Origin of the sequence: Clostridium sp. 19966 (assembly GCF_032335695.1) — a bacterium.
In the GTDB taxonomy this organism is placed as follows: Bacteria; Bacillota; Clostridia; order Clostridiales; family Clostridiaceae; genus JACTOJ01.
This window is the reverse complement of the sequence record NZ_JACTOJ010000026.1, coordinates 14,052-26,856: the sequence shown is the minus strand read 5'-3', so window position 1 is coordinate 26,856 and position 12,805 is coordinate 14,052. Positions and strand designations below refer to the sequence as shown.

The window sequence follows — 12,805 nt, the reverse complement described above, 5'->3', positions numbered from 1 at the left end:
ATTAATAATCAGTAGGTGATATCGTGAAGGAAAATATGCTTTTGATAGCTACAAAGCTTAAGATGCCTCTGCCAAGAAAAAATTATATAAAAAGAGAAAGGCTGATCAATCAGCTTGCCGCCATAGAGGATTATAAAATAACAATTATTAAAGGTGCCGCTGCCAGTGGAAAAACCACTCTGATAACAGGCTTTTTTAAAGAAAAAGCTAACGATAATGTATGCTTTATAGCACTGGATAAAACAAACGATAATTTATTTTCCTTTTGGTATTATTTCTTCGTAGCTGTTAAAGGATATTTGGGAGAAGAGGGAGAGGCAATATTAAACTCCTTCGATTCACTTTTGGGAAAATCAGAAATCAACAACATGTTGGTAATGCTTATCAATATGCTGGCAAATAGAGAAGATATAATAGTTTTATTAGACGATTTTCACTATGTGGAGGATGAGGCTTTGGTAGAAAGCCTGAATTTTTTTATAAAATATATGCCTGAAAATGTACATTTGGTTATGACAACTAGGGAAGAACCTAGGATTGCTATAAGCGATTACATGGTAAAAGGCGATGTACTGCAAATTGATGAAGAAGAATTAAAATTTAGCAAGGTGGAGATGCAGGAGTTTTTAAGAAGAACCCTAAATGTAAATTATTCTGAAGATATAATAGTATCTATGGAAAAAATATGTGAAGGCTGGGTAGGAGGCTTACAGCTTGTAGCTTTAGCAAGCAGCAATAATAATAAAGTCATAGACAGCTTAAAAATCTTAAATAAATACGTAGTGGAATATTTGTCACAGCAGATTTTAGGAGCATTAAGTGAAAAATATAAAGAGTTTCTCGTGAAAACCTCGGTATTCAGTTATTTTAATAAAGATATGTGCAATGAACTTCTGGGTATAGAGGACAGCAAAGAAATAATAGAAGAACTTATCAATAAAAACCTATTTGTTATAAATATAGGAGAAGATAGCGAAAACTATAGATATCATGCAATGTTAAGAGAATTCCTTCAGCTTGAACTTTCAAAAGGCAGCGTTGAAGAAATTAAAGGCTTGAAAAGCAGAGCTTCAGATATTTATGCTTATAGAAATGATGTAGAAGAGGCACTTAATCAGCTTATTGCTATAGAAGAATATGCCAAAGCTATGAATTTAATCCTAGCTAAGGGGCAAACTCCTAAGGGTTGGGTATACCTTAATAAAATTCCTGATTATATAATAATTCAGAATAATGAAGCTTCCTTCCAAAAAATTTTTTATAATTTCTCCAATTTAAAATTTGAGGATTGCAGGAAGTTTGTGAATTTCACAAAAAATAATTCTAAGGATTTAGCTCTTAAAAAGATAATGAATTATGTGGAACTGCTTGTGGATGATTCCTTTGATATTGTAAGCTGTGATGAAACAATTGATATAGAAGAGATAGATGCCTTAAATTTTAGTGGAGTAACTAAGATGATTATTTATCTAAGAGCAGCCTTATATCTTGCTTTGTATGACAAATATAGGGATGTCCTCCAGCTTATTGATAAGGCGTTGGAAATAGAAAAAAATCAAAATAATGCATATGTAAGATTTTTTTCACTTACAATGAAAGCTACCACTATGGAAACCATGGATAGCTTTGAAGCCTGCATGGAGATATATAAAGAGATATTTGATATGCTTAGACAATATAAATTTTTAGGCTACTTAAACATCAATGTATATGTAGGAATAACTGGAATATATCTAAAATCCATGCAGCTAGATAAAGCTCAGGAGTCTTTGGATTTAGCCCTTAAAAATTTAGATGCGCTGGATAAAACCAATGAAAAAAATGATACCATGTACAGAGGATATTTATATAATGTGATAGAACTTAAAATACTTCAGGGAAATAAGGAGGAAGCTCTAAGGATTTATAAGAATTTAGAAAGATTTCCGGCCTATAAAAACCCTATCTATAAAGCCTCTATTCTCAGTTTTTTGTTTAGCTTAAAGGAGTTTGAAAGCAATGACTTTCTAGATTTTCTAGAGTATTACTGCAATGAAAAAAACAAAAATAAGCTTAGAATTGAAGATAGACGCTTGTACGCTAAAATACAGTTCTTTGTGGGAAATATTGAAGAAGCTATGTTGGTAAATAATAAAGCTCTTATGTCATCAAGGCAGGAAGGTGTGGTGATAGAAGTAATATATTGCATATTATTTAAGCTTAGGATGTTAAACTTGAACTATGAAAAAAACAAAAAGGAAATCATGGCACTGACCAAAGAAGCTATATATTACGGATGCAAAAACAGAATGTTTGCCCCCTTTGTATATGAAAAAGAGCAATTAAAGGGCTTTCTCCATAAAGCTGCGAAAGAATTGAAAAATAATTTAGAAAATAATGAATGGGAATTTTTAAAAAATGTAAGGGAATTTATAGGCGAAGGTGAAGAAAAGGCTAAGGATGATATTTTAAGCCCACGAGAAATAGAAGTGCTTATGGAACTGGCGAAAGGAGCTACTAACAAGGAAATCGGTGATGCATTATGCATATCTGTAGCTACAGTAAAAACTCATATAATAAACATATATTCAAAATTAAATGCGAAGAATAGGATTGAAGCGGTCCAAATTGCACAGGTTAGAGGATTTAAAATTAAATAATTATTTAACAGGCTATTTTAATCAGCATATTTTTAAATAATTTAAGAAATTTGATGATTAAAGTAGCCTTTCATTTCAATAAAACAAATATAAGTTGAAAAATTAAATAATATTTAATAAATAATTGTATTTTTATGGGTGAAAACTATATTTATAGTATGATATAATCACTATAATAGTCTATTACTAAAGAGGGTGAACGACATGGTATCTTTATTAGTTTTTACTAAAAGTCTGGATATTTTTGATACTCTTTATCTATTATCTAAAAATTACAGATATGATTTGAAAATGGTGGACGAAGAAAGTATACAATGGGAAGCAGAAGGTAATAATGCAAAGCTAATAATAGTAGATTTAGATGTATGTAATGATGAACTCTTGAAGAATCTGAGAGAACTAACTATAAGAGAATACATACCTATAATAGGCTTATATAGCGAAGAAAACGATCTGAAATCAGATAAATTAAAATTTATAAAAAGCTTTGTTCAAAAGAAAAATATAAATTTAGCGTTAATAGATGTTATTAACTGTTTCATAGATTTTAAGCTTCAATATGATAGAATGAAGAAGTCCAATGAAGCAATAGACAAAATAAATGATGAAGTAGATAAACTTTTTCGCCATCATAGCTATTCGGTAAAAAAGCTTATAGACAATACTTTTGGAACGGAAAATTTTCTTGAGAATAAACCAGCGGAATTCATAATTTTTTCAGTAAACGATACTGATTGCACTGCTGAATTATTTGAACTAAAGGGTAAGCTGGTAAAAAAGAGCGAATATACATTAAATAAAAAGGAAGAAAAATTTTTAAAGCATGAGCTTTCTGTTGAAACAGAAATGTTTTTTAACAGCGGCGATGAAAACTACATACATTCCTTTGATTATAGATTAAAACTAAAGGATATCATCGAGGAATTTGGAATAAAAATTGATAATTATATAGCTTATGCTACTACAGATACAGCTGTAATGGCTTTAAACTATAATGAAAATTTATCAAAGCTTGATACAAAGGTTATAAAAACCCTGTGTATAGATATTAATATGCTAAAGAACGTTTACAAAAAGATTGGTGAGCTTAACGGTTCCTTTAAATATACCATAGATGCTTTAGCCAGAGCTGGAGAAGCTGCAGATGATGATACGGGTTATCATGTAAAGAGAGTTAATGAATATGCGAGATTAACAGCGGAACTGCTTGGACTTAAAAAAGATTTTGTGGAAAAAATAGCTTATTCCGCTCAAATGCATGATGTTGGGAAAATACATATTCCTAATAATATAATAAACAAAAATGGACCTCTTACAAAAGAAGAATTTTCTGTGATAAAGCAGCATACAGTGTATGGACCCATGATAATAGGAGATTCACCTCATTTAAAAATGGCTAAGGAAATATCCTTGAGTCATCATGAAAAATATGATGGTACTGGATATCCGGAAGGATTGAGAGGGGAGCAAATACCATTGTCGGCGAGAATAGTTGCCTTGGCAGATATATATGATGCGCTTAGAAGCGAGAGATCTTACAAACCATCTTTTTCACATCAAAAGGCTATGGCGATAATTATGAGAGGTGATGGCAGAGTTGAACCATCTCATTTTGATCCAAAGGTTCTAGATGTGTTTATCGAAAACAATGAAAAATTTGATGCTATATGGAATAAGTTCAGCTAGAAATTAAATTTATTTAGCAGGAGGTTTCTATGGAAAAAGGATATGTTCAGATATATACAGGAAACGGGAAAGGTAAAACTACAGCTGCTTTGGGGCTTGGATTAAGGGCTGCGGGAAATAAATTTAAGGTTTATATGATACAGTTCCTGAAAACTTCTCCTACTGGGGAGCTTGAAAGCATAAAAAATTTAGAGCCTTATTTTAAAGTGTTTAGATTTGAGAGCTCAAAGAATTTCTTTTGGAATCTTAATGATGAAGAAAAAAAGCTGCTTAAAAAAGAAGTTGATCAGGCTTATGACTTCATAATGGATACAATTAAAACAGAAGCTTGTGATGTATTAATACTAGATGAAATACTAGGAGCTTTAGCCAATAAACTCATAGAAGAAAGAGAAATAATTGATATTATAGATAAAAAACCTAAATCTATGGAACTTATACTTACTGGTAGAAATGCACCTGAAGGCCTTATAGAAAGAGCAGATTTAGTAACCGAAATGAAGGATGTTAAGCATTATATGAATGAAGGTATTGCTGCAAGAAAAGGAATAGAATATTAAAAACAAAAAGGCAAATGAAGCTTCATTTGCCTAATTTAAAACAGAGTTGATTAATAAGAGTTTAAAAACTAATTCTCAATGCTTATCATGCTTAGAAGGGCATCTTTATTTGAACCTTTTGCCCAAAAATCCTGTGCTATATTGCTGCCTTTCATAGGAATTAGCGCATGAAATTCCAACTGTTCGTTGGGGTTGCCATTTACTATACTCTTAGCAGTTTTGAGAGTTATAAGTTTGCCAGGACCAAAGTTTGTTTCAATATCTTCTTCAGATACTATAGAAACATTTTTAGGTAATGATGAATTATAATCTTCATCATATGCCACTAATGAAATTCCAGCGACTGTTTTCTTATTCTCATCATAAAAAAACATATCAGTGAAGCACCTCTCTCTTTATTTTTATAGGATTAAATAGGAAGTGATAGTAAATATTATAGTTTGGAAAATCTGTATATAAATATATAGGTTTATAAGTAATATATGCAGTAAATTAAATAAATATAGCGGTGTAATTGTTTACATGAATGTGCAAATAAAATTTACTCTTATAAAACTATATCACTTATATATAATAAGCTGTAAAATAGTTTGAAAATTGCTATAATTTAACCATAGAGTTATTATAGCACTAATTTAATAGGCAATCTATATAAATTTTTTAAGAAACAACAGAAATGTAAACAATTTATTCTACAAAATATGCGCTAAAAATAGTTTTTAGGTAAGTTGACTATGAATTATAATAGCTATATAATTATTATAATTCAAATTAGGAGGGTTTATTATGGTATCTAATAGCTTTGTAAAATTCCATCACCATCACTAGCAGACTTGTGTCGCTTTTATAGCAGATACAAGTCTAGATTCGCTGTTGGGCTTGTATCTGCTGGTGAGTATAAGTATTAGAACCATGATTTCTTGTTAAGCCGTGTAGATAAGCCTACACGGCTTTTATGCTTGGGAAAATAAAACAGAACCATAAATTAAAGAAAATATTTGAATTTGTAAAGGAGATTTTATTATGATAGAAAAAATTAAACCATCTATACTACCGGGCTTTATGGAGCTTTTACCTGAAGAACAGAGGATATTCAATGATATAGCTAGTAAAATAAGCTCAGTATATGAGGCAAATGGGCTTGCACCTATGGATACTCCAGTGATAGAAAAAGAGGAGGTATTGCTTGCAAAATCTGCAGGAGAAACGGAAAAACAAATGTACAGCTTTACTAAAGGGGATAGACGATTAGCCCTAAGATTCGATCTGACAGTTCCTCTAGCAAGATACGTAGCTCAATATTTCAATGATTTAAACTTTCCTTTTAAAAGATATCAGATAGGAAAATCCTATAGAGGTGAAAGAAATCAGAAGGGCAGATACAGAGAATTCTATCAATGTGATGCAGATATAATTGGAAATGGAAAGCTAGATATAAAAAATGATGCGTTTGTAATAAGTCTAGCATCTCAGGCACTGAAAAGCATAGGCATAGAAAATTATAAATTTCAGATAAGTAATAGAAAGATATTATCGGGAATTTTTAAAGAGCTTTTGCTGGATAACAGTGTAGATATTATGAGGCTTATAGATAAATATGACAAAATAGATAAAGCTGATTTTTCAAGAGAGTTAATAGAATTGGCAGGAGAAGAAAAGGCTGACTTCATAAGCAGCGTCATTGCTATAAATGAGAAAGGCTCAGCAGTAATAGCTAGATTGCAGGAGCTTAATGTAAGCAATTCTGTTTTCCAGGAAGGAATAAAGGAACTGGAAACAGTTATAAAATATTTAGAAATTTTCGGGGTTGATGAAAGAGAATATGTTATAGATTTTAAAATAATAAGAGGCCTTGATTATTATACGGGAACAGTTTTTGAAACCATTTTGTGCGGAAATGAAAGCTTTGGTTCAATCTGTTCTGGAGGAAGGTACGACAACCTAGCTCAGGTTTACAGTGATAATGTGCTTCCTGGAGTGGGAATGTCTATCGGACTTACTAGATTGTTTTTTGTGCTTCAAGAAATAGGTTTTATTAAAAATTATAATTCCTCTGAAAAATTGGATTATCTTATAATACCTATGGGTGACACTGTAGAATATTGTTTTAAGGTAGGAAAAATATTAAGGGACAAAGGCTTTAAAATCGACATATACCTGGAAGAGGAAAAATTGAAGAAAAAATTAAATTATGCTAATAAGTTAGGAGTAAATAATGTTATCATAATAGGTGAGGATGAAGTAAGTAAAAATCAAGTAGTTATAAAAGATATGTCAAGCGGACAGCAAATAATTAAATCCTTGCAAGAAATATAGGGGGGAATATTAATGAATGAAGTTATTGAATTAATAAAAAACAGAAAGTCCATGCGAGTATTTCAAGATAGAAAAGTAGAAGCTGAAAAGAAGGAAGAAATACTTAATGCAGCTTTTGAAGCGCCTACAGCGGGAGGCATGATGCTTTACAGCATTATAGATATAACAGAAGCTTCTCTTAAAGAAAAGCTTTCGGTTTTATGTGACAATCAGCCCTTTATAGCTAAAGCTCCATTAGTGCTAGTATTTCTAGCTGATTATCAAAGGTGGTATGACACCTTTGATTACGAAGGCTGCAATCCAAGGAAACCAGGAAAAGGAGATATACTTCTAGCTTGTGCAGATGCATTGATAGCAGCTCAAAACACGGTTATAGCAGCGGAAGCCTTAGGGCTTGGTTCCTGCTACATTGGAGATATAATTGAAAACTGCGAAGAGATCAGAGAAACTTTAAATCTTCCGGATTATGTAATTCCTGCCTGTATGGTAGTATACGGATATCCAGAAGAAGCACAGAAGAAAAGAAAGAAACCTGTAAGATTCGATAAGCAATATATAGTGTTTGAAAATAGATATCGCAGCTTATCTAAAGAGGAACACATTAATATGCATGAAGATAGAAATGAGAAGGCAGGACTGGCGGGAAGAAATATAGATGAAGATATAAAAGCCTTCTGCAATAGGAAGTATATGTCTGATTTCTCAAGAGAGATGAGCAGATCTGCAGAAGAGTACTTGAAAAATTTCAATTAAGAAGTAAGATGTAAGAATTAATAGTTATTAGGGAAATCGGCTCTCTTGGTGAGCCGATTTCTTTTAAAGAATATTCACAAAAATATTTTTAAAATTATATTGACATACAAATACAAATTGTATACAATTTAATTGTATCAAATAATAAATTGAGGTGAATAAAATGAGTATATATGATTTTAAATTAAAAGACATAGATGGCGATGACATAAATCTTTCAGATTACAAAGGAAAGGTAGTAGTGATAGTAAATACAGCCAGCAAATGTGGATTTACACCACAATATGAAGGTTTAGAAGCTTTATATTCAAAGTACAATGATAAAGGATTAGAAATACTTGGCTTTCCATGTAACCAGTTTGCAGGTCAGGAGCCTGGGGAAAGCGGAGAAATAAAGAATTTTTGCCAGTTAAACTATGGGGTTTCCTTCAAGATGTTTGAAAAGATTGATGTCAGAGGGGAAAATGCACATCCGTTATTTAACTATTTAACAAAAGAAAAAGGTTTTGAGGGTTTTGATATGAAACATCCTATAGGGGAAACTCTTTACAATGCGCTTAAAACAAATTTCCCTGAATATTTAGAAGGGGATTCAGTAAAATGGAATTTTACTAAGTTTTTAATAGATAAGGAAGGAAATGTGGTAGCAAGATTTGAGCCTACTTCAGAACCTTCAGCAATGGAAGCTGAAATAGAGAAATTACTTTAATAAAAGGTAATGATATAAAATATAATTTAACAAATAACAATAATTAAAAGGGTATTGATAATATAAAAGGTATAAATCAAGGAGGAATTAATAATGAGCGTAAAGATATATACAACAAATACTTGTCCATGGTGCGTTAAAACAAAGGAATATTTAGCTTCAAATGGCATATCCTATGATGAGATAAATGTTTCAAAGGATAGGGAAGCTGCTAAAGAAATGATAGAGAAATCAGGACAGAGAGGTGTTCCTGTAGTAGATATAGATGGAAGCATAGTAGTAGGCTTTGATAAAAATAAACTTAATGAATTACTTAATATAGATTAATAGCTTATATTTGCGAGGAGTTGGTAGTGTGAGTAAGGAAATAAAGGATTTAGATCTTTTAATAATAGGTGGTGGACCAGCAGGGTTAACTGCTGCAATGTATGGAGCTAGAGCAAAGCTTAATCTTTTAGTGCTAGAGGATCAGATAGTAGGAGGACAGGTTAGAAACAGTTATACTATAGAGAACTATCCAGGATTTAAGACTATAGAGGGCGGCGCATTAGCTGATATATTTAAGGAACAGGCAGAAGAATTAGGTGCGAAAATAGATGATTCAGATAATGTTGTAAAGGTAACTCTTAGTGATGATGAAAAGTTGGTAGAAACTAACGACTATATATATAGAACTAAGGCACTTATTATAGCTACTGGTGCAACACCTAAAAAGCTACCAATTCCTAGCGAAGAGAAATTTTCTAGCAAGGGAGTTCACTATTGTGCAGTGTGTGACGGAGCAATGTACGATGGAACTGCAGTAGCAGTAGTAGGAGGAGGAAATTCAGCTTTAGAGGAAGCACTTTTTCTAACTAGATTTGCGGATAAAGTTATTATGATAAGAAGATATGATTACTTCAAGGGCGAAAAAGCTACATTGGAGGAACTTGTAAAGAATCCTAAGGTAGAAATAATGTATAATTGGGATTTAGTCGATGTACAGGGAGATAAGTTTGTAAATAAAGCTATAATTAAAAATACAAAAACTAATGAAATAAAAGAGCTTGATTTGGAAGCGGTGTTTGGATATATAGGTACAGAGCCTAAAACTTCTTTATTTAAAGATTATGTAAACATTGATAGACAAGGTTACGTTCCTACTGATGAAAACATGGCTACCAATGTTAAAGGTGTATATGCAGTAGGAGATGTTAGAGTAAAACAATTCAGACAGATTACCACTGCTGTAGCAGATGGAACTATAGCTGCACTAGCTGCGGAAAAATATATAGTTGAACTTAATAGAAAATAGCCTGCATCACCCCCTGATGCAATACTATAAGGCTGAAGCGTAATGAAGCACATTGCATTATGCCTCGGCCTTTTATTTTTTAAAAATAGAACTTTTAATAGTTAGTCTGTGTCAATAATATAGTATAATTATATTATTGGAGGTGTGAAGATGAAAAAATTAAATTATCTTTTATTGATATTAGTATTAATTGTTTTTTCCTTTTCCTGTACATCTAATACTAACGGTTCAAATAAAAATAATAAGCTATCACAACAAGTTGAAAGTCCTTCAAATACTAATTCATACGAGGAGCTGGATAAATTGCCACATAAATATAGTTCTCAGCAAGCCAAGGAAGATGGAGCAGTAACTAATGCCCAAGGAAGGGTAAGCAATATAGAGAAGCTGGATAAATTCATAGAAGATGTAAATAACAAAAAGACAAAAAATGGCGAGAAGGTAAGAATCGTGAACTATACTGTGGAGGGCGATGCCATAATATATGACTTGAGCTACGATAACCAGACAATAAAGCTTGTAGTGGACGGAACAAGAGATAAGTTCACCTCTCCTAGAGATAAAAAGAAAATGACATATAAAGTAGAAGAAATCTATAAACAATCCGGAAATGATGGTACTGTATATAAAATAAAAACAAATGAAAATCGTGAAATTAATTTAATTTCTATTATTGACAGATAGTATTATTAAGTTTAATATAAGCAAATCAATTATAACTCCAATCACCACACCTATCGTATAAGACAATAAATCATTCCATTGAAAGCCATAGCCTAGTATGAGACCTCCAAGAGTAGTCCTTCTTATTGAATCTATCCAGGGTGCATGATATAACTGACTTATTTCCACAGCATAGGAAAAAGCTAAGCTTATAGCAGCAATAAATTTAGTGCCTTTCATTTTGAATAAGAAGGCAAAGCCTAAAAATATCATAAGAGCCCATGAAGTATCCCCTAAATATGTATTAACTACATTAGGTAAATGATCAGCCAGCTTTCTGGATGAGAGTCCTAGCAAAACTACTAGAATAGTGAGAAATAAATATAGTAATCTATTACCCTTATGCGTCATAAATAAAGCCACCTCGTTAACAAACTCATAATTATTATACCACTTAACATTATAAAAGTGTAAAAAGCAATGTTGATTTAAAGCAAAACCAAATAATAAAATGCGATTTAGAAGGGCGAATAGCTGCGTCTATAAATAATTTACAATAAATGTAATGATATATAATTTATTAGAGTAGGTATAAACAATTATTCGGTAATAGACGAAATATAAGAGAAAGTTGATATTTCTTCACTAATTACATATGTGTTATTTAATTATCCAGTTAATCAAAAGGATGGCTATATTATGAAAAAAAACATTTCTGCAATAATCATTATTTTTACACTAATTTTATTTTTAGGTAGTTATGAATTGGCTTACATAGTAAAAAATAAAAATATTGTTTCTCCCAATAAAGCTATAAGTAATATGGGGAAATATAAAAATGAGGTATTTGGCAATTTAGATATAAAAGAAGGAATTGATATAAAATGGTATCGAAGCGATTCTGGCATTACAACCTATGTGTATGACTATCCCCAGAACGTTATGGGAAGGAACTTTTCAAAAGTATATATAAGCTTTAAAAATGAAAAAATGTCTCAAATTATTTATGAAAATACCTATAAAATGCAGTGGGATAAAGCGGCTTATATATTTATCATGAGTATGTATAGTGCACTTGTTGAAAAATATGGACAATCTCTTAATGATAAAGTTCAAGGCAAGGAATCTTTTATGGAAGAAACAAAGAATTTCTTTAGTGCAGAAACAAAGGGCGATACAGGTTTTTTGACTGAAAAATATTGGAGTATAGGTAGTAAGCTTTTCGTAGCTTTAAAATCAGAGTATGATCCAAGTGATAACCGTATAAAAGTTTGGTTGATGTATGTTGGCGGATAAAGTCATGGATTTTTTATTTATTTAAAATATATAATCATCTACTCCAGAATTATAAATTAATCCTTTGGAGCAAGATATATATATTCATAAAAAGGAATCCCATTCTCCCAAAAGCTTAAAAAAGCATCCTCCTTCATACTGGAATTGCAGGAAAACTTGCTGGAGGGCAGAGGATTTTTCAGAGAATCAAAAAAATAAAGTTCTTTCTTCTCCTCATCATAGCCAAGAAGGGTTATGTAATGCTGCCATTCAAGACCATAGCCTATAAGCACTATAAGAGGCTTGCCTAAGGATAGTCTAGCTTTTAAAGTTTGAAGATTCCCCCTCATTATTCTATAATCTATGCCATGCCTTGATAATACTTCTAGGATAGAGAAGGGCAATGCATAGCCTGAAGAAGGAATTTTAAATTTCATTTCATTATATACATCTATTCCCGCAGCAGATTTACCGAAGTATCTTAGTAAGAAGGCAGAAGAGTAACCTGAGCATTCATTATGAATCTGCTTTTCCTGCAGCACATTATTTAGAATATAAAAATTTTTAGGAGGTTTTATAGAAATCTTATCTTTTTTGCAAGCAGTGGAACGAAGAGCATAAAGTAGGCATCCAGAGTAGTTATAAAGCTTATTTAACACCTTCATAAATAAAACCTCAAACAATAATTAATCACCAATATTAATTATAACATTTGTAATAGCATCTTGACAGTTTAAAATTAATAAACTACAATAATATGAAGAATGCGCTTTAAATTGGTCCCGTGAGGCCAGAAAGGGGTTGTGTTGTTGACATGTTTTTTTATGCGAAAAAATATTACGATAATAATTTAATAAATAACCTCGTTTACGAAAGTAATGGATAATGGGGAGAATAATTTCAAAAATTA

13 protein-coding genes are annotated in these 12,805 nt (G+C 31.5%); 10 read left to right on the top strand and 3 right to left on the bottom strand.

All coding sequences use genetic code 11. The annotated features are described in order from the left end of the window. Nucleotides 1–23: 23 nt before the first annotated feature. The 3 genes from IAI10_RS20145 to IAI10_RS20135 all read left to right on the top strand — a co-directional run bounded on the left by IAI10_RS20145 (nucleotide 24) and on the right by IAI10_RS20135 (nucleotide 4,885). Nucleotides 24–2,639 carry a LuxR C-terminal-related transcriptional regulator gene (locus IAI10_RS20145; RefSeq protein ID WP_315675106.1) on the top strand — a complete coding sequence of 872 codons (2,616 nt, stop codon included), beginning with the start codon at nucleotides 24–26 and terminating at the stop codon, nucleotides 2,637–2,639. A 204-nt stretch (nucleotides 2,640–2,843) separates the two neighbouring features. Beyond that, nucleotides 2,844–4,325 carry an HD domain-containing phosphohydrolase gene (locus IAI10_RS20140; RefSeq protein WP_315675105.1) on the top strand — a complete coding sequence of 494 codons (1,482 nt, stop codon included), beginning with the start codon at nucleotides 2,844–2,846 and terminating at the stop codon, nucleotides 4,323–4,325. A gap of 29 nt (nucleotides 4,326–4,354) precedes the next feature. Next, nucleotides 4,355–4,885: a cob(I)yrinic acid a,c-diamide adenosyltransferase gene (locus IAI10_RS20135; protein ID WP_315675104.1), complete on the top strand. Its 531-nt coding sequence runs from the start codon at nucleotides 4,355–4,357 to the stop codon at nucleotides 4,883–4,885. A gap of 68 nt (nucleotides 4,886–4,953) precedes the next feature. Here IAI10_RS20135 and IAI10_RS20130 read toward each other — a convergent pair whose 3' ends face one another. Continuing rightward, on the bottom strand, nucleotides 4,954–5,259 hold the full coding sequence (locus tag IAI10_RS20130) for a hypothetical protein (RefSeq protein WP_315675103.1): 306 nt from the start codon (nucleotides 5,257–5,259) through the stop codon (nucleotides 4,954–4,956). 649 nt (nucleotides 5,260–5,908) lie between these two features. Between IAI10_RS20130 and hisS the strand changes: the two genes are divergently transcribed. The 6 genes from hisS (at nucleotide 5,909) to IAI10_RS20100 (ending at nucleotide 10,641) form a co-directional block, all read left to right on the top strand. Next, nucleotides 5,909–7,201, top strand: a complete 1,293-nt coding sequence (gene hisS, locus IAI10_RS20125) for a histidine--tRNA ligase (RefSeq protein ID WP_315675102.1) — start codon at nucleotides 5,909–5,911, stop codon at nucleotides 7,199–7,201. Nucleotides 7,202–7,213: 12 nt separating this feature from the next. Further along, a complete protein-coding gene (locus IAI10_RS20120) occupies nucleotides 7,214–7,954 on the top strand; it encodes a nitroreductase family protein (RefSeq protein ID WP_315675101.1) in 741 nt (246 codons plus the stop codon). 163 nt (nucleotides 7,955–8,117) lie between these two features. Continuing rightward, nucleotides 8,118–8,663, top strand: a complete 546-nt coding sequence (locus IAI10_RS20115; protein ID WP_315675100.1) for a glutathione peroxidase — start codon at nucleotides 8,118–8,120, stop codon at nucleotides 8,661–8,663. A 93-nt stretch (nucleotides 8,664–8,756) separates the two neighbouring features. Then, entirely contained in the window at nucleotides 8,757–8,990 is a 234-nt protein-coding gene (locus IAI10_RS20110; protein WP_315675099.1) for a glutaredoxin family protein, read from the top strand. Between the two features lie 28 nt (nucleotides 8,991–9,018). After that, entirely contained in the window at nucleotides 9,019–9,957 is a 939-nt protein-coding gene (gene trxB / locus IAI10_RS20105) for a thioredoxin-disulfide reductase (protein ID WP_315675098.1), read from the top strand. A 150-nt stretch (nucleotides 9,958–10,107) separates the two neighbouring features. Beyond that, the gene (locus tag IAI10_RS20100) at nucleotides 10,108–10,641 is read left to right on the top strand and encodes a DUF4362 domain-containing protein (protein ID WP_315675097.1); all 534 of its coding nucleotides are present in this window, start codon (nucleotides 10,108–10,110) and stop codon (nucleotides 10,639–10,641) included. Here the strand turns inward: IAI10_RS20100 and IAI10_RS20095 are convergent. Beyond that, the gene (locus IAI10_RS20095; protein ID WP_315675096.1) at nucleotides 10,618–11,031 is read right to left on the bottom strand and encodes a DUF2809 domain-containing protein; all 414 of its coding nucleotides are present in this window, start codon (nucleotides 11,029–11,031) and stop codon (nucleotides 10,618–10,620) included. The genes IAI10_RS20100 and IAI10_RS20095 overlap by 24 nt on opposite strands. 288 nt (nucleotides 11,032–11,319) lie before the next feature. Between IAI10_RS20095 and IAI10_RS20090 the strand changes: the two genes are divergently transcribed. Further along, a complete protein-coding gene (locus IAI10_RS20090; protein ID WP_315675095.1) occupies nucleotides 11,320–11,916 on the top strand; it encodes a hypothetical protein in 597 nt (198 codons plus the stop codon). A gap of 56 nt (nucleotides 11,917–11,972) precedes the next feature. Here the strand turns inward: IAI10_RS20090 and IAI10_RS20085 are convergent, their stop codons facing one another. After that, entirely contained in the window at nucleotides 11,973–12,560 is a 588-nt protein-coding gene (locus IAI10_RS20085; protein ID WP_315675094.1) for a hypothetical protein, read from the bottom strand. Nucleotides 12,561–12,805: the final 245 nt, after the last annotated feature.